Origin of the sequence: Kitasatospora sp. GAS204B (assembly GCF_029892155.1) — a bacterium.
Classification (GTDB): Bacteria; Actinomycetota; Actinomycetes; order Streptomycetales; family Streptomycetaceae; genus Kitasatospora.
On sequence record NZ_JARZAG010000024.1, the window covers coordinates 101,504 to 124,589 of the forward strand.

The 23,086-nt window shown below is 71.6% G+C and carries 22 protein-coding genes; 11 read left to right on the plus strand and 11 right to left on the minus strand.

Annotation, left to right across the window (positions count from 1 at the left end):
- Positions 1 to 211 precede the first annotated feature (211 nt).
- Positions 212 to 1,396, plus strand: coding sequence for a low temperature requirement protein A (locus P3T41_RS28130; RefSeq protein ID WP_280693329.1), 1,185 nt, complete (start codon positions 212 to 214; stop codon positions 1,394 to 1,396).
- Positions 1,397 to 1,455: 59 nt separating this feature from the next.
- Here P3T41_RS28130 and P3T41_RS28135 read toward each other — a convergent pair whose 3' ends face one another.
- The 4 genes from P3T41_RS28135 to P3T41_RS28150 all read right to left on the minus strand — a co-directional run bounded on the left by P3T41_RS28135 (position 1,456) and on the right by P3T41_RS28150 (position 8,586).
- Positions 1,456 to 1,902 (minus strand): luciferase family protein, encoded by a 447-nt coding sequence (locus tag P3T41_RS28135; protein WP_280693330.1) that lies wholly within the window; start codon positions 1,900 to 1,902, stop codon positions 1,456 to 1,458.
- A 108-nt stretch (positions 1,903 to 2,010) separates the two neighbouring features.
- Positions 2,011 to 5,850, minus strand: a complete 3,840-nt coding sequence (locus tag P3T41_RS28140; protein WP_280693331.1) for an amino acid adenylation domain-containing protein — start codon at positions 5,848 to 5,850, stop codon at positions 2,011 to 2,013.
- Between the two features lie 634 nt (positions 5,851 to 6,484).
- Positions 6,485 to 8,128, minus strand: coding sequence for an RICIN domain-containing protein (locus tag P3T41_RS28145; protein WP_280693332.1), 1,644 nt, complete (start codon positions 8,126 to 8,128; stop codon positions 6,485 to 6,487).
- A gap of 218 nt (positions 8,129 to 8,346) precedes the next feature.
- Positions 8,347 to 8,586 (minus strand): chaplin, encoded by a 240-nt coding sequence (locus P3T41_RS28150; RefSeq protein ID WP_280693333.1) that lies wholly within the window; start codon positions 8,584 to 8,586, stop codon positions 8,347 to 8,349.
- 254 nt (positions 8,587 to 8,840) lie between these two features.
- Here P3T41_RS28150 and P3T41_RS28155 point away from each other — a divergent pair, with 254 nt between their 5' ends.
- The 4 genes from P3T41_RS28155 to P3T41_RS28170 all read left to right on the plus strand — a co-directional run bounded on the left by P3T41_RS28155 (position 8,841) and on the right by P3T41_RS28170 (position 10,263).
- Complete coding sequence (locus P3T41_RS28155) at positions 8,841 to 9,080, plus strand: chaplin (protein WP_280693334.1); 240 nt, start codon at positions 8,841 to 8,843, stop codon at positions 9,078 to 9,080.
- Between the two features lie 166 nt (positions 9,081 to 9,246).
- The gene (locus P3T41_RS28160) at positions 9,247 to 9,489 is read left to right on the plus strand and encodes a chaplin (protein WP_280693335.1); all 243 of its coding nucleotides are present in this window, start codon (positions 9,247 to 9,249) and stop codon (positions 9,487 to 9,489) included.
- 32 nt (positions 9,490 to 9,521) lie between these two features.
- The gene (locus P3T41_RS28165; protein ID WP_280693336.1) at positions 9,522 to 9,788 is read left to right on the plus strand and encodes a chaplin; all 267 of its coding nucleotides are present in this window, start codon (positions 9,522 to 9,524) and stop codon (positions 9,786 to 9,788) included.
- Between the two features lie 100 nt (positions 9,789 to 9,888).
- Entirely contained in the window at positions 9,889 to 10,263 is a 375-nt protein-coding gene (locus P3T41_RS28170; protein WP_280693337.1) for a hypothetical protein, read from the plus strand.
- 89 nt (positions 10,264 to 10,352) lie between these two features.
- On the opposite strand, the gene P3T41_RS28175 is transcribed toward P3T41_RS28170, so the two are convergent.
- Positions 10,353 to 11,033, minus strand: a complete 681-nt coding sequence (locus tag P3T41_RS28175) for a hypothetical protein (RefSeq protein ID WP_280693338.1) — start codon at positions 11,031 to 11,033, stop codon at positions 10,353 to 10,355.
- A gap of 372 nt (positions 11,034 to 11,405) precedes the next feature.
- On the opposite strand from P3T41_RS28175, the gene P3T41_RS28180 reads away from it, so the two are divergent.
- The 3 genes from P3T41_RS28180 (at position 11,406) to P3T41_RS28190 (ending at position 12,656) form a co-directional block, all read left to right on the plus strand.
- A complete protein-coding gene (locus P3T41_RS28180) occupies positions 11,406 to 11,744 on the plus strand; it encodes a rodlet layer protein (protein ID WP_280693339.1) in 339 nt (112 codons plus the stop codon).
- Positions 11,745 to 11,838: 94 nt separating this feature from the next.
- Positions 11,839 to 12,177, plus strand: coding sequence for a rodlet layer protein (locus tag P3T41_RS28185; RefSeq protein ID WP_280693340.1), 339 nt, complete (start codon positions 11,839 to 11,841; stop codon positions 12,175 to 12,177).
- A 206-nt stretch (positions 12,178 to 12,383) separates the two neighbouring features.
- The gene (locus tag P3T41_RS28190) at positions 12,384 to 12,656 is read left to right on the plus strand and encodes a hypothetical protein (RefSeq protein ID WP_280693341.1); all 273 of its coding nucleotides are present in this window, start codon (positions 12,384 to 12,386) and stop codon (positions 12,654 to 12,656) included.
- A 57-nt stretch (positions 12,657 to 12,713) separates the two neighbouring features.
- Here P3T41_RS28190 and hemB read toward each other — a convergent pair whose 3' ends face one another.
- The 6 genes from hemB to P3T41_RS28220 form a co-directional block, all read right to left on the minus strand.
- Positions 12,714 to 13,703, minus strand: coding sequence for a porphobilinogen synthase (gene hemB / locus P3T41_RS28195; protein WP_280693358.1), 990 nt, complete (start codon positions 13,701 to 13,703; stop codon positions 12,714 to 12,716).
- Positions 13,700 to 15,343 carry a bifunctional uroporphyrinogen-III C-methyltransferase/uroporphyrinogen-III synthase gene (locus P3T41_RS28200; protein ID WP_280693342.1) on the minus strand — a complete coding sequence of 548 codons (1,644 nt, stop codon included), beginning with the start codon at positions 15,341 to 15,343 and terminating at the stop codon, positions 13,700 to 13,702. The genes hemB and P3T41_RS28200 overlap by 4 nt, the downstream gene beginning before the upstream one ends.
- A complete protein-coding gene (gene hemC, locus P3T41_RS28205) occupies positions 15,343 to 16,350 on the minus strand; it encodes a hydroxymethylbilane synthase (RefSeq protein WP_280693343.1) in 1,008 nt (335 codons plus the stop codon). Before hemC ends, P3T41_RS28200 begins: the two co-directional genes overlap by 1 nt.
- Before the next feature lie 41 nt (positions 16,351 to 16,391).
- Positions 16,392 to 17,744 (minus strand): glutamyl-tRNA reductase, encoded by a 1,353-nt coding sequence (locus P3T41_RS28210; protein ID WP_280693344.1) that lies wholly within the window; start codon positions 17,742 to 17,744, stop codon positions 16,392 to 16,394.
- Complete coding sequence (locus tag P3T41_RS28215) at positions 17,741 to 18,592, minus strand: redox-sensing transcriptional repressor Rex (protein ID WP_280693345.1); 852 nt, start codon at positions 18,590 to 18,592, stop codon at positions 17,741 to 17,743. Before P3T41_RS28215 ends, P3T41_RS28210 begins: the two co-directional genes overlap by 4 nt.
- Before the next feature lie 251 nt (positions 18,593 to 18,843).
- Positions 18,844 to 19,116: a glutaredoxin family protein gene (locus P3T41_RS28220; RefSeq protein ID WP_280693346.1), complete on the minus strand. Its 273-nt coding sequence runs from the start codon at positions 19,114 to 19,116 to the stop codon at positions 18,844 to 18,846.
- Between the two features lie 74 nt (positions 19,117 to 19,190).
- On the opposite strand from P3T41_RS28220, the gene P3T41_RS28225 reads away from it, so the two are divergent.
- The 3 genes from P3T41_RS28225 to P3T41_RS28235 all read left to right on the plus strand — a co-directional run bounded on the left by P3T41_RS28225 (position 19,191) and on the right by P3T41_RS28235 (position 22,981).
- On the plus strand, positions 19,191 to 20,120 hold the full coding sequence (locus tag P3T41_RS28225; protein ID WP_280693347.1) for an HAD-IB family hydrolase: 930 nt from the start codon (positions 19,191 to 19,193) through the stop codon (positions 20,118 to 20,120).
- A 576-nt stretch (positions 20,121 to 20,696) separates the two neighbouring features.
- On the plus strand, positions 20,697 to 21,416 hold the full coding sequence (locus tag P3T41_RS28230; protein ID WP_280693359.1) for an ECF subfamily RNA polymerase sigma factor, BldN family: 720 nt from the start codon (positions 20,697 to 20,699) through the stop codon (positions 21,414 to 21,416).
- A gap of 281 nt (positions 21,417 to 21,697) precedes the next feature.
- On the plus strand, positions 21,698 to 22,981 hold the full coding sequence (locus P3T41_RS28235) for a DUF5667 domain-containing protein (RefSeq protein WP_280693348.1): 1,284 nt from the start codon (positions 21,698 to 21,700) through the stop codon (positions 22,979 to 22,981).
- The last annotated feature ends 105 nt before the right edge of the window (positions 22,982 to 23,086 follow it).

Here is a 23,086-nt window from a genome sequence, read left to right on the forward strand (position 1 = left end):
CTGGTCCTGGACGGGGCGCGGGCCTGACTCGCGCCGTGCCGCTCATGCGATCATCTACCCGTACGGCGTGATCCGCTTCCTTGGTGACGTTGGTTGGGAGGAACAGGTGTCAGCCGATGACCCGGTCACCAGGACAGCGCGGAGAGCTGACGGGCCGCCAACACCGCCCTCGGGCCCCGCGCTGTTGCGCGACCGCAGTGGCGCGCAGCGCGTGTCGTTCCTGGAGCTGTTCTTCGACCTGGTCTACGTGTTCGCCGTCACCCAGCTCTCGCACGGGCTGCTCCAACACCTGAGTTGGGCCACCGCGGGGCAGCTGTTCCTGCTGCTCCTGGCCGTGTGGTGGGCCTGGAACTACACGGCGTGGTTCACCAACTTCCTTGACCCGGACCATCCCGCGGTGCGCCTCGTGCTCGTCACGATCATGCTGGCCAGTCTGGTGATGTCGGCGGCGCTGCCCCAGGCGTTCGGCGAGCGGGGGCTGGTCTTCGTCGTCGCGTACCTGGCCATCCAGATGGGGCGGCATCTGTTCGTGGTGATCTCGCTGCGCGGTCAGTCGCTGTCGCGGGAGTTCGAACGGGCGCTCGTCTGGTTCTGTCTCAGCGCGGTGCCCTGGACCGCCGGGGCCCTGGTGGCGGGTTGGGCGCGAACCGGCCTGTGGGCCTTGGCGCTTGCCCTGGAGTACGGGTCCGTGCTGGTGGGCTTTCCGGTCCCCGGTCTCGGCCGCGGCCGTACCGATGCGTGGACGATCTCCGGCGAACACCTGGTGGAGCGCTTCCGGCTCTTCCTGATCATCGCCCTGGGCGAGTCGATCCTGGTCACCGGCGCGACGTTCGGCGCCGGGGCCTTCGACACGGGCAGGACGGCCGCCTTCGTGGTCGCGTTCATCTGCGCGGTCACGCTGTGGTGGATCTACTTCGGCCTGGGCATCGAGGCGGCGGACGCCGCGGTCGAGTCGGCCAGTGACGCCGGATTGCTCGGCATGCTGGCCACCTACATCCACGTGGTGACCGTCGCCGGTGTCATCGCCTGCGCGGTCGGCGACGAGTTGGTGATCGCGCACCCCACCGGCCATACCGCCACGACGACCGCGGTGGTGCTCACCGCCGGACCCGCGCTGTTCCTGATCGGCAACGCCCTGGACCGGCGGGTGATGCTCGGCCGCGTGCCCCGGTCCCGCGTCGCGGCGGTCCTGGCCCTCGCGCTCCTGGTACCGGCCGGCCGTCTGCTGCCCCCACTGGCGCTCGCCGCGGCCATCACCACCGTACTGATCGCCGTCGCGGTCCGCGATGTCCTGGAGAAGCGGCGCGAGAAACGGCGCGAGAAGCGGCGCGGGCAGCAGCAGCGATCGCCTGGTGATCGCCGAGTTCCGGTCCACCGACCGCGTGCCGGGCGGTAGTTGGGCGATGGTTGGGCGGTGGCCGGTGCCTGGCGCACCGGCCACCGCCGTGTCGCGGGTCAGACCAGGTCGCCCAGGGCGTAGGCGTAGGAGAGCTGGACCAGCTGCCAGACGAGCTCCAGTTCGCCGCGGTTGCGCGGTCCGTAGACCATGATCACGTTCTGCTCGGGGTGGCGGACGCCCCAACCGGCCTTCTCCACGTCGTCCTTGGCCGGCTCGGGCAGCGTGAGGTGGAGGCTGCCGTCGTGGTGGGGATGGATGTGGGCCCACTCCCGGCCCTTCTGGAAGGCGGCCCGCGGGCCGGTGCCGATGCCTTCGGGCAGGAAGAGCGAGCGGGAGTGCGAGACGGAGACCAGGGTGGGCGCCATGTAGACGTAGGAGAGGGCGCGCATGCGCTGCCACAGCTCCTCCTGCAGCATCACGGGGGCCGTCTGCGAGCGCTGGGCGTGCGGGGCGGGGCCGAAGACCTCCGGGGCCGGGCCGGGGCGGGTGGGAAGGTCGAGCATGGTGACGGTCCTTCGTTCGGGAGCAGTGTCGAGTTGTCGGGAAATGCCGGGAGGTTCCGGGGGCCCGCCGTGTGGCGGGCCGCCCCGGAACCTCGGGATGCGGAACTGTCAGCGAGCCAGGCGTTCGCGGATCGCGGCCACCAGTTCGGCGACGCCGGCCTCCTTCAGCACGCTGTAGTGGTCGCCCTTCAGGGTCACCACGGTCGGCGGGGTGGCGGAGTAGCCGGAGCTGCCCTCGATGAACGAGTAGTCGTCACCGGTCGCCTTGAACATGGTGACCGGTGCGTCGAGCTGACGCTGCGACAATTCACGGAAGCTGTACTCGAATTCGTAGGTCTCCTGGACGATCCGGGTGATCCGGCGGATCATCGGCTCGCCGAGGCTGGGCAGCAGGGCGTGCACGAAGGCCACGAAGCTGTCCTCGTCGCGCGTCACCTCGAGGCAGCGCTGCAGGTCGGGGCCGCTGATGGAGCCGGCGAAGACGGAGAACAGGATCGTCACGTAGGCCGGGTTGCGGTACGAGGACTCGCGGCCGTACTGCGCGCCGTCGGCCTGGCGGACCTTCGGGTTCCCGGGGCAGATCAGCAGCAGGTCCTCGACCCGCTCGCCCAACTGCTCCAGCTGCCAGGCCGCCTCGAACGCGACCCGGGCGCCGAAGGAGTAGCCCCACAGCATGTACGGGCCGTCGTGCTGCACCCGCCGGATCTCCGCCACGTCGGCGGCGGCCATCTCCCGGATGGTCGAGTAGGGGACCTCCTGGGCGTTGATGCCGTGCGCCTGGACACCGTAGAAGGGCCGGTCCAGGCCGATCTCACGGCCGAGCAGCCGCAGGTTCATCGGGTAGCCGCCCAGACCCGGCCAGCAGAACACCGGGGTGTCGGCGCCGCCGTTGTGCAGCAGCACCAGCCGGGAGGCCGCCTCGGTGCCGCCGCTGTCGATCCGGGCCGCCAGGTCGACCAGCTTCGGTGCCTCGAAGAGCACCTGGAGCGGCAGTTGGGTGCCCCGCTCCCGGTTGATCCGGTTGACCAGGGCGACGGCGATCAGCGAGTTGCCGCCGGAGGCGAAGAACTCGTCCTCCACCGACACGTCCTCGTACTTGAGCGCATGCCCCCAGACCTCGGCGAGCCAGCGTTCGGTCGCCGTGGCGGGCGCGACGAAGGTGCCGCCGGTGTTCGCCGAACGCACCTGCTCGGAGGCGGCCAGCGCCTTGGCGTCGACCTTCCCGTTGGCGGTCAGCGGCAGCGCGTCGAGCACCAGCACCCGGTTGGGGAGCATGTAGTCGGGCAGGAGCTGGGCGAGTTCGTCCTTGATGATCTCCGCGGGGCCCTTCATGTGGACCGTGTCCTCGTACATGCCCTCGCTGCGGATCTGCTCCTCGCTGACCTTGCCGCCGAGGAAGAAGTACGACGGGCCGGTGGCGATCCCGCGCGAGGCCAGGATCTCGTCGAGCCGGCGCGCGGCGGGCAGCGGGTGGCCGGTCTTCGAGCTGTAGCCCGAGGACATGAAGCCCAGTCCGATGCCGTTGCGCTGCAGCTGGTGCAGCTTGCGGCCCAGGTCGATATAGGCGAGCCAGTCCTGGTCGGTCCGGCTGACGGCGCTGATGCCGAAGCTCGACCGGTCGTAGACCTGCTGGTTGATCGCGATCACGTGCTTGGGCTGCAGCAGGTCGGGCGAGATGGGCTCCAACTCGCCGTCGGCATAGCGGTACAGGCCGGCGGACAGGCCGTCCACCCGGCCGGGGTGGGCCTGCAGGTAGACCTCGGTCGGGTCGGGCCGCGGGTCGCCGTCGTTGGAGTAGATCTCGAACGTGCCCAGGTAGTAGTCCTCCTCGGCGACGCCGAGGCTGCTCTTGACGGACGGGTGGTAGGCGGAGGGACGGATGTTCAGTCCGTACTCGGGCAGGATCTCCTCGAAGACGCCCAGCATGTGGCCGGTCTCGAACTCCAGCACCTCCTGGATGTTGTTCTTGTAGACCGGCTCGATCGCCCGCTTCTTGCCAACGAAGTGGGCCTCCAGGTACCGGCCTGAGCCGGCCGTGGCCGGGCCGATCCGCACCAGGGTGTGCTCCAGCGGGTGGTAGTAGTACACCCCCGACTCCAGGCCGGCGATGCCGCCGGTCTCCAGGTACAGCTGCGTGGCGTACAACGCGCCGGGCGAGGCGTAGGAGTACTTGGGCAGCAGCCGTTCCTCGCTGTGGAACTGGCCGAACCAGCGCAGGATCTCGCCGAGTTCGGCGGACATCAGCTCGTCGAGGCCGCGCGAGAGGCTGCTCACCGGCTGGGGGGCGAGCAGTTCCAGCAGGTCGGCGCGGCTGACCTGGCCGCCGTCGTAGAAGCGGTAGGTCTTGCGGGCGAAGGTCTCGCGCCGCTGCCGCTCGGACTCCTGCTTGCCGGCCAGCTCCACCACGGGCAGGCCGGCCAGCTCCTCGGGTTCGCGCAGGCCGGGGTTGGACAGCTGGGCCTTCACCTGGAGCTTGCTCGCCTTGGACTGGTGGTGGCCGCCGGCGTTCCCCTGGTCCATCAGCGCGGCTTCCTTGGGGTTCAGCTCGATGCACGCCACCAGGTTCTGGAAGCCGGTGCGCGGGTCGTCGACGACGATCGCCGCCGCCCGCTTGGCCCAGCTGTGCTCCTCGATCGCCAGCGCGATCTCGTCCAGCTCCACGCGGTAGCCGCGCAGCTTGATCTGGTTGTCCACCCGGCCGGCGAACTGGATCGAGCCGTCCGGGTTCCACTGCGCGAGGTCGCCGGTCCGGTACAGCCGGTCGGTCGGCACGAAGGGCGAGGGAACGAACCGCTCGCAGGTCTGCTCCTCGCGGTGCATGTAGCCGCGGGCCAGCTGGACGCCGCCGATGTAGAGCTCGCCGGTCTCCCCGATGCCCACCGGCGCGCGGTTCTCGTCGAGGATGTAGCACTGGGTGTTGTCGACCGGAACGCCGATCGGGATGCTCCCGGGGCCCTGCTCGATCGCCTCGGGATCGACCAGGTGGGCGGTCGCGTTGATGGTGCACTCGGTCGGTCCGTAGAGGTTGACCAGCGACACCCACGGCAGCTCGTCCAGGATGGCCCGGGCCAGCTGCCGCGACAGCGCCTCACCACCGGAGAAGACCCGGGTGAGCGTGTCGCAGCGGCGGAACTCCTCGGTGTCCAGCATCGCCTGCAGCAGGGTGGGGACGCACTGCAGCGTGGTGACGTCGTGCTTGATGACCGTCTGGATCAGCGCCTCCGGGTCCCGGAAGATGCCGGGCGCGCCCATCACGACCCGCCCGCCCAGCGCGGGCGCGAGGATCTCCCACTGCGCCGCGTCGAAGCTCATCGGCGTCTTCTGCAGCACCGTGGTACCGACGCCCAGGTGCCCGCAGTCCTGCATCCAGCGCATCTGGGACATGATGCTGCGGTGCTCGATCATCACGCCCTTGGGCCGGCCCGTGCTGCCCGAGGTGTAGATGACGTAGGCCAGCGCGTCCGGCTTCACCGACTCCTGGCTCACCTCGTCACAGCCGCCCTCGACGCAGGTGTGCGAGTCGGCCAGGGTGACGATCCGGGTACCCTGGGGGGCGAGTTCGGTGAGCCGGGAGACCAGGTGGTCGTGGGTGACGACGACCCGGGTGCGGCTGTCCTCGAGCATGTAGCGCAGCCGCTCCTCCGGGTACTCCGGGGAGAGCGGCAGGTAGGCGGCTCCCGCGTGCAGGATGCCCCACGCGCCGACCATCAGGTCCAGGGACGGTTCGACGTACAGGCCCACGCAGTCGTCGGCTCCGACGCCCTGCCGGTGGAGGTAGCAGGCGAGCCGTCTGCTGGCCTGCTCCAGCCCTTGGTACGAGAGGTCCTGGTCGTCGAAGCTGACCGCGATGGCGTCGGGCTGTACCGCTGCCCGCTCGGTGAGCAGGTCGGGCAGGCTCCTGCCCAGGTGGGTGTCCTGTATTCGCGGGCTGAACTGGGTGCTGTTCAAGGTTCCCTCCTTCGCTTACTGAGACTGGTCGTGGCGCTCTGCTGACGGGACGTCAGTCGATGGGTGGGCCCGCTGCCGGCCGGAGGCTGGGGGGAGGGTGGCGGCCGGCGCCGGGGCTCGGCGCATGGCGGACCAAGGCCCGGCCGAGCGCGAGGAGGAGCGGCCCGGCGGGCAGCGCCGCGCAGGCGGTCCACCCGGGCCTGCCTGCTGACTCTTTGTCAGTTCTTCAGTAAGCTGTCCGGCGGCTTCGCGGGCGGCCACGACCGTGCGGGATCACCGGGCGGCCGGCCGGCGCTCCGGAGATGTCGATCAAGCCGCTCGGCACACGGCTCCACCGCGCTCGCACGGATGACATGGTCCCCCCTGCTCCAGATCGCCCTGGGCGACATCAGGCCGCGGCGCGTGCTCGCGACCCGGCGGTGCCGCCGGTGCCGGCCCGACAGGCGGCTAGCCACCCGCTGCCGACACCCCTCATTCGACTGACCATCTTTCAGACTGTCAATCACCGTGTCAATCAAATTCGAACAGGTCATCCATAGAGGAGGAAGTCGAGGCGGTGCGGTGATCCGGGACAGCACGCAGACGCCGGTGGGAAGTCGGCCGAGCCGACTTCCCACCGGCGCAAGGGAACTGATCAGCCGTGCAGGTACACGATCCCGAGCTTGGTGAGCTGCCAGAGCTGGGCCGGCGCACCGGTGTCGGCGGCCAGCTCGACGAGCGGGTTGCCCTGGGCGTCGTGGGCCGCGCCGGCGGTGGCGACCATGCCGGTGCTCTGCGAGTCGGCGAGCTTGTAGTGCCCGTTGCCGTCCGGCTCGAAGATCCAGTGCTGGTTGGCGCCGCCGTTGCAGCTCCACTGCTCAAGCTGGGTGCCGGCGGTGGTGACGGCGCCGGTGGCGTCCAGGCACATGGCGCGGTTGCCGGTGAAGTCCATCTCGTAGCTGCCGCCGGACTTGGCCTCCAGCACGAAGGACTGGTTGAGGCTGCCGTCCGCCGGATAGTTGATGGCGGGTCGGCCGTTGGTGCTGTCACCGTAGGTGCCGCCGCCGGAGAGGTCGAGCACCTGACCGGTGGCCGCGTTGGTCAGCTGGTACCAGGCGCCGTCCTCCGGCACGTCACCGAAGGGCTGATGGGCCGTCAGCGGCATGATCGTGGTGCCGTCGGCCTGGTCGAGGGTGCAGTACGCCTCCTGCTGGCCGGGCGCGTTGTAGAACTCGCCGAGGCAGGTCCCCTCGCCGTGGTAGCCGGCGACCCGCGGGTGGTACGACTGCCGGATCTCGTTCTCGCAGAGCGAGAGGATGCCGATCGAGTAGTCGCAGCCGTTGCGGGTGTTCTCGGAGAGGTCGATCACGTCGCCGTTGGTGTACTCGTACGGCGAGCTGGTCCACTCGGCGCAGACCTCGTGGCCGTAGGAGACCCGGCGCTGGTCCAGGAAGCGCACGCCGGGGACGGCCTCGGCGGCCTGCCGCAGCGCGTCGTCGAAGGTCGGCACCACCCAGTTGTGGCCCCAGGCGAGGTCCTCGGGGAACGCGGGGCAGCCCTGGGCCAGCTTGGTCGCGGGGTCGTTGCTGCGGATGTCGGGGGTGATCGGCGTGTAGTACGACTGGTAGACCAGCTGGTAGGAGCCGTCCGCGTAGCCGGCGGCCCGCATGGTCTGGCGGATGTCGGTGATCGCGGCGGTCACCTTGGGGATGATCTTGGCGGCCCGCTGGGTGATCGTGGCGTTGCCGATGGTGTCCCGGCAGCCCTGGGACTTGGGGATCGGGAAGTACTGAGCGAGGCAGCTCTCCATGATCCCGCTGAAGTCGAAGTCGTCGTTGGCGCCGATCGTGACGACGACCATCTTGACGTCGTACTTGGCCGCGGTCTGGGCGAGTTGGACGTCCTGCTTGGGCTCGCCGAAGTCGCCGAAGCCGCCGCCGGTGATCTTCGCCAGGGTCGGGTCGCTGGTCAGGTCGCCGGTCTGGGCGCCGGAGCAGGCCAGGTCGACAGGGGTGAGGCCGGACAGGCCGGTGTCGAAGATCACCGACTGGGAGTGGCGGTGACAGTAGTTCGTCGGCCCGTCGGTGCCGGGGAAGTAGCCGTCGTTGGTGTCGGTCCCGGCGCCCTCGCCGGATATCGCGCTGTCGCCGAGCGAGACGATCGCGCCCGGCAGGGCGGCTCGCGGGCTCGCGGCGGCGGCGTGCGCCGGTGGGGCGCCGGCGGCCAGGCCGAGGGTGGCGACCAGTGCGGCCACGGCCAGCAGGGCGGTGGGCGGACCTGCGGTGAGTCTCCTGATCACGCATGACTCCTAGGTGGGGGGTGCGGAGTGGTGCGGTGAGCGGGTTCACATCGTAGGTACTGACAAGTAGTGCAACAAGGCTCGTGACAGCGAAACTTGAGTCATCCTCACGTCCCGCTGGGCCGAAGATGTCCAGCCAACGCGGCGCCAGGCATGCCGAAGCCGCCGCCGATCGCCCCAGGAGGAGAGGCGATGGACGGCGGCTCCGCGGGGCGTGATCAGCCCTCGTTGACGCAGGTGTTGCCGAACGCCGGGTTCAGCAGGCCGATCACGTCGACGCTGTTGCCGCAAGCGTTGACCGGGATGTGGATCGGAACCTGGATGGCGTTGCCGGAGAGCACACCGGGGGAGCCGGCCGCGACGCCCTCGGCGCCGGAGCTGGCCAGGGCGGTCCCGGCACCCGCGGCGACGATGCCGACCACGGCGGCGCCGACAGCGGCAGCCTTCTTGACGCTCATATTGAGTCTCCTTGTTGCTGAGCACGATGCGTGCATGATCAGCAACGACCTCTTTGCCGACCAGTTGTGGGCATCGGCCACGAATCACCCATTCGTACGCATCGGGCCGGCACCGGCCCGCCCCCGGCCACCTGGCGCCGCCAGGCGATCGGGTGATCCCGCCGGGTGCCCGTTTCCGCCCGTGCCGCCGGTCGTTCTAGCTCGGGAAGCCGCTTCACACCGTCAGCAACCGTAGGCAGAAAGAGAATTCCGTCATGCGCAAGCTCGTCCACAGCGCGTTCGGCGCGGCCGCCGCCGCTGCCCTGATCCTCGGTGGCGCCTCCATCGCCTCCGCCCACGCTGGTGCCGAGGGCGTCGCGGCCGGCTCCCCCGGCGTGCTCTCCGGCAACCTGATCCAGGTTCCCGTGCACATCCCGGTCAACCTCTGCGGCAACACCGTCGACGTGATCGGCCTGCTGAACCCGGCGTTCGGCAACACCTGCGCCAACGTCTGACGTACCGCCTGAAGTACCCATCCGGCGGGCTCGGTCGGCTCGGCCGACTTTCGCCCGGCGGAGTGATTCCGGGCAGTTGACCGGAACCTTCCGATCGCCATTCCTGTTTCGCCGGGTGCCCCGGGATGTTCAGAACCGGCCCCGAGAAATCAACGGAGGATTACCCATGCGCAAGCTCTCGAAGACCCTCGTCCTGACCACCGCCGCCGCTGGCCTGCTGCTCGGCGGCGCCGGCCTGGCTGCCGCCAGCTCGGGTGCCGAGGGTGCTGCGGTCGGTTCGCCCGGCGTGCTCTCCGGCAACCTGATCCAGGTTCCGGTGCACGTCCCGGTCAACCTCTGCGGCAACACCGTCGACGTGATCGGTGCGCTGAACCCGGCGTTCGGCAACACCTGCGTCAACAACGGCTGACAGCCCCAGTCACGGCTGAGTAGGAGACCTCCATGCAGACCAAGAAGATCGCCATCCTGACCACCGCGGCCGCCGGCCTGGTGCTCGGTGCCGCGGGTGCCGCCAACGCCAGCGCGGGTGCCGAGGGTGTCGCCGCCCACTCCCCCGGCGTCGGCTCCGGCAACGCCATCCAGGTGCCGGTGCACATCCCGGTCAACCTCTGCGGCAACAGCGTCAACGTGATCGGCCTGCTGAACCCGGCGTTCGGCAACACCTGCGTCAACGCCGAGCCCGAGCACCACCACGACGACGACTGCTGAGCAGAAGAAGTCGCGTGTGAGTGTCGGCCCCCGGACTTCCCCGTCCGGGGGCCGACGCCTTTCCCGGAACCGGACCGGTTCTCGACTGAGAAGGACCCCCATGAGCCTCACCACCACCAGTGGCGCGCTGGCCGCGCTCGGGGCCGCGCTGCTGCTCAGCCCGGCCGTCGCCGGCACCGCCGCGGCCGCCGCCAAGGAACCCACCGCCCAGTTGCAGCCGACCGACGTCGCCCCTGCGATCGGCGCCCTGGGCAGCACCACCGGCTACGTCACCGGGCCGGTCAAGGACCTGCGGCTGGACCCGTTCGCCCAGTCCAGCGCCGACCCGTTGAACAACGCGGTCGCCGTCAAGCCCGACAACCCGGGCATGCGACCGGTCAGTTCCTCGGCCGTCACCGGCGCGCTCAGCGACGGCGGCGGGGCGAAGGACCTGCCGGTCCTGAAGCTGCTGATGGGCGCGGTGCCGGGCCACTGAGCACCCGTCAGGCCGGCAGGCGGACAGCGCGAGGCCCGGTGCGGGTGAACGCACCGGGCCTCGGCGCAGCGCGGGCCGGCGGCCCCGCCTCAGCTCTGCGAGCTGTTCCCCAGCGCCTCGTCGGTGGTGGCCATGGTGGTGGTGAGCAGGTCCTGCGCGGTCTTCGTCAGCGGGGCGTGCTGGTCGGGACCGCCGAGGCTGGCCTTGGCCCCAGGCACCGCCGAGACCGCGCCGGGCACGATCCGCGGGTCCAGGTCGCCGGTGGACAGGGCGCCGTCCTTCAGCTGGCCGTCGGCGCCCTCCACGAAGCCCAGCGGGTGCCCGAGGCCCACCGCCGGGCCGACCGCCTTCAGCGGCGCCTCGGGCGCGGTCAGGTCCAGGTTGCCGGGCCGCACCCCGTCGGCCAGCGCCGGCACCGGCACGTTGGAGTCCAGGCTCGGCCCGACCTTGCTGAAGTTGAGCGACGGCACCACCCGGTCCGGCACCAGCTGGTGCTTGTCCTGCGCGGTCGGCACCGGGGGCAGCACCGGCGAGGCGGGCAGCGCACCGGTCACGTCGCCGCCCAGGCCGCCGAGCATCGGCGCGTGCTGGGTGACCGTCTCCAGCGGGACCCGGAGCGGCACGGTCTTGGTCGCCAGCCCGTTCTCCAGCGAGGCCACCTGGTCGGGCGTCATCGTCTGGGGGCCGGCCGCGGCCGCCACCCCCTGGCCCGCGATCGCCGAGGCGCCAACCGCCAGCAGCAGTGCACCGGTCCGCTTGGAGAGCTTCATCGTCTTCCCTGATCCGATCTCTTGAGGCAGTGGGTCATCCGTTTCAACGACCCGGCACCACAGGAGTGGGCACGGATTAACCGGAACGGCGTATTAATAAGACCGACACGCTGTGGCATCCGGTCGTACCGAATTTTTCCCGGCACGCCTCGCGTAACTTTCCTGCCCGCCGTTCTTTGATACCGGTGTCACCGCAGGACGAGCACGACAACGGCCGGATCGGACGCCCGATCGCTCCGCAGCCGGAGAACTGCCGGATGTGATCGATTCCTGAATACGCCGCACAAGTCATGGTGACCAGCAGACCAGGTCAATTCGTTGCACGGATTGCACCCAGACGCAGCGGACGCAGCAATCCAGAGAGGAATTCCCATGATCAAGAAGACCCTGGCCTCCGTCGGCCTGGTGGCCGCCGCCATGGCCGCCGGTGTGACGCCCGCGATGGCCATCGGCAACGCGGACGGTTCCGGCGCTTCGCTGCAGGGCAACGGTGGCACCAACAACACCGGCACCTGGGGCAACCACAGCCCGAACTTCCACTTCCTGGACAACCCGAACATCTGCCTGCCGGAGATCCACCACGTGCAGGTCGGCCTCGTGCCGGTCCAGGCGGACATCCCGGTCGGCAACCAGCAGCTGCACCAGGTCTGCAACGTCGGCCAGCCGACCCAGACGAACGGCGACGGCGCCGCCTCGCACCTGATCGGCTGACGAGCCCTCGGCTCGCCCCCGTTCCATCCGCTCCACCCGTTTCACCCGTTCCACCCGTCTGCAGTCCCAACCCAGTAGCAAGAGAGAGCACCCCATGCTGAAGAAGGTCCTCGCCACCGCCGGCCTGGCCACCGCCGCCATCGCGATGTCCGCCGCCCCCTCGATGGCGATCGGCGACGCGGACGGCTCCGCCGCCTCGGTCCAGGGCAACGGTGGCACCAACGCCACGGGCACCCACGGCGACCACAGCCCGAACTTCCACACCCTGGACAACCCGAACATCTGCCTGCCCGAGGTGCACCACGTCCAGGTCGGCCTCGTGCCGGTCCAGGTCGACGTGCCGGTCCTCAACCAGCAGCAGCACCAGATCTGCAACGTGGGCCAGACCACCCAGTCCAACGGCGACGCCCCGCTGTCGCACCTGATCGGCTGATCAAGCCCCCTGCACGGGCGGACCGGTCGGCCCCGGCCGGTCCGCTTCGAAAGGCCCAGCGGTACCTGACCCTCCAGAGCAGTACCTGACCCTCCAGAGCACGACCTGCGGGGCCTGTGGAGCACAACTTCCCAGGCCCCGCCGTTGTTTGAACGACAGACGTTTCGAGTGACAGATCGTCCAGGACCGAAGAGAGGACCCACCTCATGCAGAGAATGCTGGGCAGGGCCGCCGCCGTCGCGGCCGGCGCGCTGATGATCGCCGGCATCGCCGCTCCCGCCTACGCCCATGTCTACGAGGGCGGTGACGGCGGCGGCGTGGCCACCGCGCACCCCGTCTTCGTGGCCGGCTTCCACGACCACGTCGCGGGCACCAGCCACGTGCACACCGCTTCCTCGGGCGCCGGCTGGGCCACCGACACGGCCACCGGCGGCGAGGGTGCCGGTGGGGTCGAGATCGACGGCATGCACCACCACTGAGCCGGACATGACTGAGGGGGCGTCAGCCGGTGCTGACGCCCCCTCAGTCATCTGCTGCTACAGCATCCGGGCCGCCTCGACGGCCCAGTAGGTCAGGATCTGCTCGGCCCCGGCCCGACGGATCGAGGTGAGGCTCTCCAGGATGGTCCGCTCCCGGTCGATCCAGCCGTTCGCTGCGGCGGCCTCGACCATCGAGTACTCACCGGAGATCTGGTAGGCCGCCACCGGCACCGGCGAGCGGTCGGCCACCTGGCGCAGGATGTCCAGGCAGGGCATGGCCGGCTTGACCATCACCAGGTCGGCCCCCTCCGCCAGGTCGAGCTCCAACTCGCGCAGCGCCTCACGGGAGTTGGCCAGGTCCTGCTGGTAGGTCTTGCGGTCGCCCTTCAGCGAGGAGCTGACCGCCTCCCGGAACGGGCCGTAGAGGGCCGAGGCGTACTTCGCGGTGTAGGCGAGCACGGCGACGTCCTGGTGACCCGCCGCGTCCAACGCCCGCCGGACCACGCCGACCTGACCGTCCATCATGCCGGACGGGCCGACCATGTGGACCCCGGCCTCGGCCTGCACCACGGCCATCTCGGCGTAGCGCTCCAGGGTCGCGTCGTTGTCCACCGAGCCGTCGGCGGCCAGCACCCCGCAGTGGCCGTGGTCGGTGAACTCGTCCAGGCACAGGTCGGACATCACCACCAGCTGGTCACCGACCTCGGCGACCACGTCGCGGATCGCCTGCTGCAGGATGCCGTCCGGGTCGGTGCCCGCCGAGCCCAGCGCGTCCTTGGTCTGCGGCACGCCGAAGAGCATGATGCCGCCGATCCCGGCCTCGGCCGCCTCCACCGCCGCCTTGCGCAGCGTGTCGCGGGTGTGCTGGACCACGCCCGGCATCGAACTCACCGGCACCGGCTGGTCGATGCCCTCGCGGACGAAGGCCGGCAGGATGAACTCGGCCGGGTGCAGCCGGGTCTCCGCGACCAGCCGGCGCACCGCCGGGGTGGTGCGCAGCCGGCGGGGGCGGATGGCAGGGTAGGACAAGACTCCTCCAGTGGTCAGCGCGCCTTGCGACGGGAGCCGGGGCGGCGCTCGCTGGGCCGGTAGACCGGCTCGCCGGCCGAGGTCGCGGCGTCCCGACGGCCCGCACCGAACTCTGCCAGGGCCTGGGCCAGCGCGGAGGCCGACGGCGCCGGCGCCATCACGTCGACCCGCAGGCCGTGCTCCTCGGCGGTCTTGGCGGTGGCGGGGCCGATGCAGGCGATGATCGTGACGTTGTGCGGCTTGCCGGCGATGCCGACCAGGTTGCGCACGGTCGAGGACGAGGTGAAGAGCACCGCGTCGAAGCCGCCGCCCTTGATCGCCTCGCGGGTCTCGGCCGGCGGCGGCGAGGCGCGCACGGTCCGGTAGGCCGTCACGTCGTCCACCTCCCAGCCGAGCTCGACCAGGCCGGCCACCAGGGTCTCGGTGGCGATGTCGGCGCGCGGCAGCAGCACCCGGTCGATCGGGTCGAAGACCGGGTCGAACGGCGGCCAGTCCTCCAGCAGGCCGGCGGCGGACTGCTCGCCGCTGGGCACCAGGTCGGGCTTGACGCCGAAGTCCACCAGCGCCTTGGCGGTGGTCTCGCCGACCGCCGCGACCTTGATCCCGGCGAAGGCCCGGGCGTCCAGCCCGTACTCCTCGAACTTCTCGCGCACCGCGCGCACCGCGTTGACCGAGGTGAAGGCGATCCACTCGTAGCGGCCTGTGACCAGGCCCTTGATCGCCCGCTCCATCTGCTGCGGGGTGCGCGGCGGCTCGACCGCGATGGTCGGCACCTCCTGCGGCACCGCGCCGTAGGAGCGCAGCTGCTCGGACAGGCCGGTGGCCTGCTCCTTGGTCCGCGGCACCAGGACGTTCCAGCCGAACAGCGGCTTGGTCTCGAACCAGGAGTGCGAGTCGCGGTGCGCGACCTGCTCGCCGACCACGGCTATCACCGAGGTGGCCGGGTCGACCGGGGCGGAGACCGGTGAGGGCAGCACCCGGGCCGCCTTCAGGTCGGCCGCGATGGTGGCGAGGGTGGAGGTGAAGGTGCGCTGGCGGGTGGTGGTGCCCGAGAGCGTCGCGCAGAGCGCGGCGTCCGGCTTGCGGCCGTTGCTGACCAGCGCGTTGGCGGTGGCCGGCAGCTGGCCGAGGGTGGTGCGCACCACCAGGGTGGTCTCGGGGGCGCCGAGGTCCAGCACCGCACCGGCCAGCAGTGCGGAGCCGTCCACGAAGCGCACGTCGGCGCCGTTGCTGCCGCGCAGCGGGACGCCGGCGTAGGCGGGGACGCCGACCGACTGGGCGACGCCCGGGATCACCTCGAAGGCGGTGCCGGCCTTGGCGCAGAGCAGCATCTCCTCGGCCGCCCGGCCGTCCAGGCCCGGGTCGCCGTCGACGGTGCGGACCACGTGCTTGCCGGCCGCGACCGCGTCCACGATCAGCCGGGTCAGCGCGGCGGCGTCGAACTCGGCGCTCTCGCCGTCCACCGCACCCGGCGCGTGCAGGTGGACGCTCTCGGGACAGTGGCTGCGCACGGCGCCGGCGGTCAGCGGATCGGCGATCAGCAGGTCGGCCGAGGCCAGCACCTCGACCGCGCGCAGCGTGAGCAGACCGGGGTCGCCGGGCCCGGCACCGAGGAAGGTGCAGCGTCCGGAGCGGTCGGCGGTGTTGGTGGGGCTCATCAGACTCGCTCCCCCATCAGACCGGCCGCCCCGCCGTCGAGCAGCCGGGCGGCCAGCGCGTGGCCCAGGGCCCGCGCCTGCCGTTCGGCCGTCTCGTCGAACGCGAGCGGGCCAGTGGTGGACATCGTCAGCAGGGTGGCGCCGTCGACCGTACCGACGACGCCCTCCAGCCGCAGGTGGTTCTCGCTGCTCAGCGTGGCCAGCGCGGCCACCGGGGCGGAGCAGCCGGCTTCCAGCGCGGCCAGCAGGGCGCGCTCCGCGACGACGGCGGCGCGGGTGGCGGGGTGGTCGAGCGCGCCGAGGGCGGCGACCAGGTCGGGGGCGTCCGAGCGGCACTCGATCGCCAGGGCGCCCTGGCCGGGGGCCGGCAGCATCAGCTCGGGCTCCAGGTGCTGGCTGATCTCGGCGGACCGGCCCAGCCGGTTGAGGCCGGCGGTGGCGAGCACCACGGCGTCCAGCTCGCCGCCGGCGACGAAGCCGATCCGGGTGTCGACGTTGCCGCGGATCGGCACCGTCTCGAGCTCGACGCCCTGGGCGGCGGCCCAGGCGTTCAGCTGGGCCATCCGGCGCGGGGAGCCGGTGCCGATCCGGGCGGGCCGCTCGGCGCACTTCTCGACCAGCGCCTCAAGGCCGAGCCCCTCGCGGGCCACCAGGGCGTCCCGGACGTCCTCGCGCTCGGGCACGGCGGCCAGCGTCAGGCCCTCGGGGTCGGCGGTCGGCAGGTCCTTGAGCGAGTGGACGGCGAAGTCGATCCGGCCCTCGAGCAGCGCGTCGCGCAGCGCGGAGACGAAGACTCCGGTGCCGCCGATCTGGGCGAGCTGCTCGCGGGAGGTGTCACCGTAGGTGGTGATCTCCACCAGTTCGACCGCGCGGCCGGTGCGCCGGCTGACCTCGCGGGCGACCATCCCGGACTGGGCCACGGCCAGCGCACTGCGCCGGGTGCCGAGCCGCAGCGGTATCGTTTCGGCGTCCAACTGGCCCTGCTGCGTGCTCAGTTGACCATTCATAGCGTGATCATCCCGGTCGTGCTGGTGGTCGAGAAGATGGGTCATCGGGCCGCTCCGCCCGCGAGACTACCGCTGCTGGGCTGCGCCTGCGGACCCAGCGGCGTACCGGACACGGCGTGCACCGCGCCCGGGTCGAGGTCGAACAGCTCGCGCAGCGCCTCCGCGTAGGAGGCGCCGCCCGGCTCGGCGGCCAGCTGCTTGACCCGCACCGTCGGTGCGTGCAGCAGCTTGTCGACCACCCGGCGGACGGTCTGCGCCACCTCGGCGCGCGAGCGTTCGTCCAGGTCGGGCAGTCGGGACTCGAGGCGGGCCAGCTCGGCGCCGACCACCTCGGAGGCCATCGCGCGCAGCGCCACCACGGTGGGTGCGATCCGCGCGGCGCGCTGGGCGGCGCCGAAGGCGGCCACCTCGTCGGCGACGATGTCGGTGACGGCGGCCACGTCGCCGGCGCCGGGCAGCGCGGCGTCGACCTGGGAGAGCGACTCCAGGTCGATCAGCAGCGCGCCGGGCAGCTCGTGGACCGCGTGGTCCACATCGCGCGGCATCGCCAGGTCGAGGAAGGCCAGCGGCCCCTGGCGGCCGGCCTCGCGCACCGCGACGGCGGCGGCCACATCGGCGGCCTGGATCACCACGCCGGCCGAGCCGGTGCAGGAGATCACCAGGTCCGCGTCGGCCAGCGCCTGCGGCACCTTGGCGAAGTCCACGGTCCGGGCACCCAGCGTGGCGGCCAGCCGCTCGGCGCGCTCGGCGGTGCGGTTGGCGATCACCAGGTCGCCGACCCCGGCCCGGGCCAGGGTGGCGGCGGCCAGCGAGCTCATCGAGCCCGCGCCGACCACCAGCGCCCGCTTGCCGGCGATCTCACCGGCGCCCGCGGCGACCTGGTCGAGACCGAAGGTGACCAGCGACTGGCCCGCCTTGTCGATCCCGGTCTCGCTGTGCGCCCGCTTGCCGACCCGCAGGGCCTGCTGGAACAGCTCGTTGAGGCCGCGACCGGCGGTGTGCTCCTCCTGGGAGCGGGCCAGCGCGTCGCGCAGCTGGCCGAGGATCTGGCCCTCGCCGACCACCATCGACTCCAGCCCGCAGGCCACCGAGAAGAGGTGGTGCACGGCGCGGTCCTCGTAGTGGACGTAGAGGTGCGCGGTGAGCTCCTCCAGGTCCACCCCGCTGTGCTGGGCGAGCAGCAGCGAGAGCTCGGCCACGCCCGCGTGGAACTTGTCCACGTCCGCGTAGAGCTCGATCCGGTTGCAGGTGTTGAGCAGCGCCGCTTCCGAGACGGTGGCCGTCGCGGCCGCGTCGTGCAGCAGGCGGGTCGGGACGTCCCCGGTCAGCGCGGCGCGCTCGAGGACGGTGACGGGGGCGGTGCGGTGACTCAGCCCGACGACGAGCAGACTCATGCGGGCATCACCGCGGGCCGCTCGTGATCGTTGCCCGCCGCCGACTTCTGGGCCTTGTCGGTCTTCTCCGGCTTGGCCTCGGGCTTGGCGCTGCCGCCGGCCGCGCGGCGCAGCTTGGCCGCGGCGGCGCGCACCGGGTTGGCGGCGCGGCTGGGGGCCGGCTCCTCCTCGCGCTCGTCCTCCGGCTCCTCGCCGGCCTTGCGCTGCTCGTGGAAGGCCAGGATCTGCAGCTCTATCGAGAGGTCCACCTTGCGCACGTCCACGCCGTCCGGCACGGTCAGCACGGTCGGCGCGAAGTTCAGGATGCTGGTGACGCCCGCCTCGACCAGCCGGTCGCAGACCTGCTGGGCGGCGCCCGGCGGCGTGGTGATCACACCGATGGAGACCTGCTGGCTCTCCACGATGGACTCCAGTTCGTCCATGTGCCGCACCGGGAGGCCCGCCGCGCTGCTGCCGACCACGGCCGGGTCGGCGTCCAGCAGGGCCGCCACCCTGAATCCGCGGGAGGCGAAGCCTCCGTAGTTGGCCAGCGCGTGCCCCAGGTTCCCGATCCCGACGATCACGACCGGCCAGTCCTGGGTGAGACCCAGCTCACGGGAGATCTGGTACACGAGGTACTCGACGTCGTAGCCGACGCCCCGGGTTCCGTAGGAACCGAGGTAGGAGAAGTCCTTGCGCAGCTTGGCCGAGTTGACCCCGGCCGCGGCGGCCAGCTCCTCCGAGGAGACGGTGGGCACCGAGCGCTCGGAGAGCGCGGTCAACGCGCGCAGGTAGAGCGGCAGGCGGGCCACGGTGGCCTCGGGGATGCCACGGGCACGGGTCTGACGTCCCACAGGGGTGCGGCGCATGGAGCCTCCGTCGGCAGTGCTGGGGGGCGAGGATTTGGGGGTTGATCGGCCGATTGCCACGGTGCTCCTGTGGGTGAAGCTGGGCTTTGGCTGCCAGGTTATGCGTTTGTGAACGTGTGCACAAAGATGGTGTCCGTTTTGTCCCGCCACAGTGACGCGCATCACGCCGCACGCCGCCCCGGCGGCACCATCGTCGCCCACCGGGGCGCGTCCGACCAGAAGTTCGAACCGAAACGGTGCCGAGTCGCCCGTCAGCGGGTGAGCGCGGCGCGCAGCCGGGTCTCGTCGACCCGCCAGAAGTCGTGCTGGCGGCCGTCCACCAGGGTGACCGGGATCTGCTCCCAGTACTTGCGGTAGAGCTCCTGGTCCTGGGTGATGTCGCGCTCCTCGAAACCGGCCCCCAGTTCGGCGGTGACCCGCGCGATCACCTCCCTGGCCTGCTCGCAGAGGTGGCAGTCGGGCTTGCCGATCAGCGTCACGGTCCGGTCGGCGGGGTTCTTGGCACGGCGCAGGAGTGGAGTCACCGACCCATTGTGCGACGCCTGCGCGTCACCGCCCGGCGCCTCCACCGTCATGATGGCTGACTATGCTCGGTGCCATGGCCGCGCTTCGAAGGCTCACCAAGGCAAGGCGTTCCCCCTCCGAGCGGGCCGCCCTCGCGGGCGAGGCCGCCGCCGACGCCGCCGAGCAGGCGCTGCGCGAGGCCGCGCCGCTGCCGGCCACCGCCGAACAGGAGCCCGCCGGACCGCCGGTGGACCACCCGCAGGGCGCCGCCTTCTTCGACTGCGACAACACGATCCTGCAGGGCGCGGCGGTCTTCTACCTCGGTGTGGGGCTGTACCGGCGCAACTTCTTCACCCGGCGCGACGTGGCCAAGTTCGCCTGGCAGCAGGCCTGGTTCCGGCTGCACGGCGCCGAGGACCCCGGTCACATCGCCGACGCCCAGCACACCGCGCTCTCGCTGGTGGCCGGCAAGCGGACCGCCGACCTGGAGGCGATCTGCGAGGAGATCTTCGAGGAGATCGTCGCCGCCAAGGTCTGGCCGGGCACCCGGGCGCTGGTCCAGATGCACCTGGACGCCGGCCAGCGGGTCTGGCTGGTGACCGCGGCCCCGCAGGAGGTGGCCCGGGTGATCGCCCGCCGGCTCGGCATGACCGGCGCGCTCGGCACCGTGGCCGAGGCGGTGGACGGCCGCTACACCGGGCGGCTGGTCGGCGAGATGCTGCACGGCCCGGCCAAGGCGGCGGCGGTGCGGGCGCTGGCCCGGCGCGAGCAGTTGGACCTCGGCCGGTGCGCCGCGTACAGCGACTCGGCCAACGACATCCCGATGCTCTCGCTGGTCGGGCACCCCTTCGTGGTCAACCCCGACGGCCGGCTGCGCAAGTACGCCCGGGCGCACGGCTGGCGGGTGCAGGACTTCCGCACCGGCCGCAAGGCGGTCCGGATCGGCGTGCCCGCCGCGGTGCTGCTCGGGGCGGCAACCGGCGCCACGGTGGCGGCGATCGCGTTGCGCCGCAAGCGGCGCTGAGCGCGACAGGCCCTGGGCGGATCGCCCGCGACACTCCCGAAACGCCGTCAGGCGCGCTGTCACCAGCGGACTTTGCGGTGCCGTCGGCGTGTTGCGGCAACTGACCGGTTCTGATCGTTCGAACGGCCCGGAAAGTCTGGGATTGGCAGCCGCAACGACGGGGAACCCGCCCGTCCGACCTCGTAATCGGTCACACTCCGCCGTCATATGCACACCAGCAGCGTGCGGTTCGACGCCCTGTTCGGTCGGTTTCAGCTCACATACCACGTGAAGTGGATCCGAAACGACCACTTCCACCACAGGGTGTAGCTGTCATTGCACAAAGCGTTATTCTCTCTGGGATGCACGCCCACCCCAGGTGTCCCCCGGACGGGGTGACGCCTGGGGTGGGCGTGCTCTCCGCGCAGGCGGAGGTGATCCGTCCACAGTTCTGCCTCTGGGAGTCCCGTGTACCCACCCGTCCGGAACGACGCGCCTGCTCCCTCCCGCCCGTCGCCCCCCGTCACCAGGACCCTGCCCCGTGCGGCCGAGCGCAACCTGCGCCTGCTGCGCTCCCTGCTGCGTGCCCAGCTGGCCGTGCTGCCCGAACTCCTCGGCGCCGAACCGGTGCTGGCCGGCGGTGCGTTCGTGCCGACCCCGGCCCACGGCCCCGGTCTTGCGCTGCGCTCCACCGCCGCCGGCACCCGTAGCCGTGGCACCGGCCTGCGCGGCCGCACCGGGACGCTGCCGCACCAGGGCACCGAGACCGAGCAGAACCCGATCATGGAGCTGGTCGAGCGGGCCCAGGCCGGCGAGAGCGAGGCCTTCGGCCGGCTCTACGACCACTACTGCGACACGGTGTACCGGTACATCTACTACCGGGTCGGCAGCCGGGCCACCGCCGAGGACCTGACCAGTGAGACCTTCCTGCGCGCGCTGCGCCGGATCGGCACCTTCACCTGGCAGGGGCGGGACTTCGGGGCCTGGCTGGTGACCATCGCGCGCAACCTGGTCGCCGACCACTTCAAGTCCAGCCGGTTCCGGCTGGAGGTGACCACCGGGGAGATGCTCGACTCCAACGAGTGCGAGCGCAGCCCCGAGGACTCGGTCCTGGAGTCGCTCTCCAACGCCGCCCTGCTGGACGCGGTCCGCCGGCTCAACCCGCAGCAGCAGGAGTGCGTCACGCTCCGCTTCCTGCAAGGCCTCTCGGTCGCCGAGACCGCGCGGATCATGGGCAAGAACGAGGGCGCGATCAAGACCCTGCAGTACCGGGCCGTCCGCACGCTGGCCCGACTGCTGCCGCCGGACGCCCGGTGATCCGGCCCGCCTGCCCGCGGTGAACCCAGCTGAACTTCTCTGAGGGTAGTTGACGGCAAGTCACCCACCAGGCCGTTCCCACACGTCCGGGTGAGAATGCGGTCACATGATCAGTCGTGCGTAACCGACCGCCCGCACCGCTCGTTTCCCAGCGTGCAAACCCCCTCGGGAGCCGTGGTCAAGCCAAGCCGCGAACAGTCACCCGAAGGAGTGGATTTGGCCCGCCGCGGCAACCGTCCGGCAGGCCCGGGAGTCGACAACGACGAAGGGAGGTGTGGCCCGTGACGGCAAACGTGCTGGAGCACCGGCGGGCGAAGGCCTTCGCCGAGGCGCTGGAGGCCCACCGGACGGGACAACCGGCGAACAGAGCGGTCCTGGGGCAACTCCTCGACACGGCGGAGGCGTTGACCGCCATCGCCGCGCCCGCCATGGACGCAGAGGTCAGAACCGTCCAACGAGCCACGCTGCTGGCCGCGTTCGAGCAGCACGCCGCAGGCGGGCTGGCTGCACTATCCCCCGGCCGGGAGCGCCGACGGCGCCACCGCGCCGAGCGGGTCGGCCAACGGCGCCGCTGGGGACGGCGGTTCGCGATCACCGGTCTGGTCGCCGGGGTCACCGTCGGCAGCTTCGCGGGCGTTTCGGCCGCGAGCTCGGGCGCACTGCCCGGGGACCCGCTGTACGGCATGAAGCGCGGCCTGGAGGGCCTGCGTCTGGACATGGCGGGCTCGGACGCCGAGCGCGGCGCGCTGCTGCTCGACCAGGCCTCCGCCCGGTTGGCCGAGGCCCGTTCGCTGGTCGGCCAGGGCGGCGGGCCCGACGGTCTCAGCCAGAGCACGGTGCAGCGGCTCAACTCCGCGCTGCGGGACATGCACGCCGAGGCCGCCAAGGGCCGCGACCTGCTGCGCGCGGTGTACCAGGCGAACGGCTCGCTCGCCCCGATGCGCAAGCTGGCCGACTTCGCCGAAGCCCAGGACGGCCACTGGAACGCCCTGCAGCCCAAGCTGCCGGCGCAGTTGACGCCGGTGGCCGGTCAGGTGGACCAGCTCTTCGGCGATCTGAACCAGGAGGTCTCACCGCTGCACCTCGATCCCGGCCACAGCGGCCCGGCGACCCGCGACGCCTCGGGCTCCCCCGTCACCGGCGGGCGGTCGGGCGCCAGCCTGCCCGCCTCCGGCGCCCCGAACACGGGTGGCGGAACGTCGGCCGGCCAGGACCCCAGCGGTGGCCAGGCGGGCAGCGGGCAGCCCTCGACGGGCGGTGCGGCGGCGGGGAGCGGCACCAAGTCCGGTGGCGCGCCGGCCGGTCCGCTCGGCGGCGGCAACCCGGTGAGCGGTCTGGTGAACGGGCTGACCGGTCCGCTGACCGGCTCCGGTGGCACCCCCGCCGCGCCGTCGGCTCCTGCGGGCAACCCGGCGGCCGCCCCGACCCCGGGCAGCACTCCCGCTCCGGGATCCGCCTCGGGCGCGCCCGGCCAGAGCGCCGGCACCCCGGCGACCGAGCAGGGGCTCAACCTGCCCCCGCTGATCCCCGGGCTGCTCCCGGGGCTCGGCCTGGACGGGAACTGACGGCCTGACGAGCTGAGAAGAGGGGGGGGGGGGCGGCGCGCGCCGCCCCCCCCCCCGTGGCGGGCGAAGAACACCCGGCGGCGGGGCCCCCGTAGGCGGGGGCGG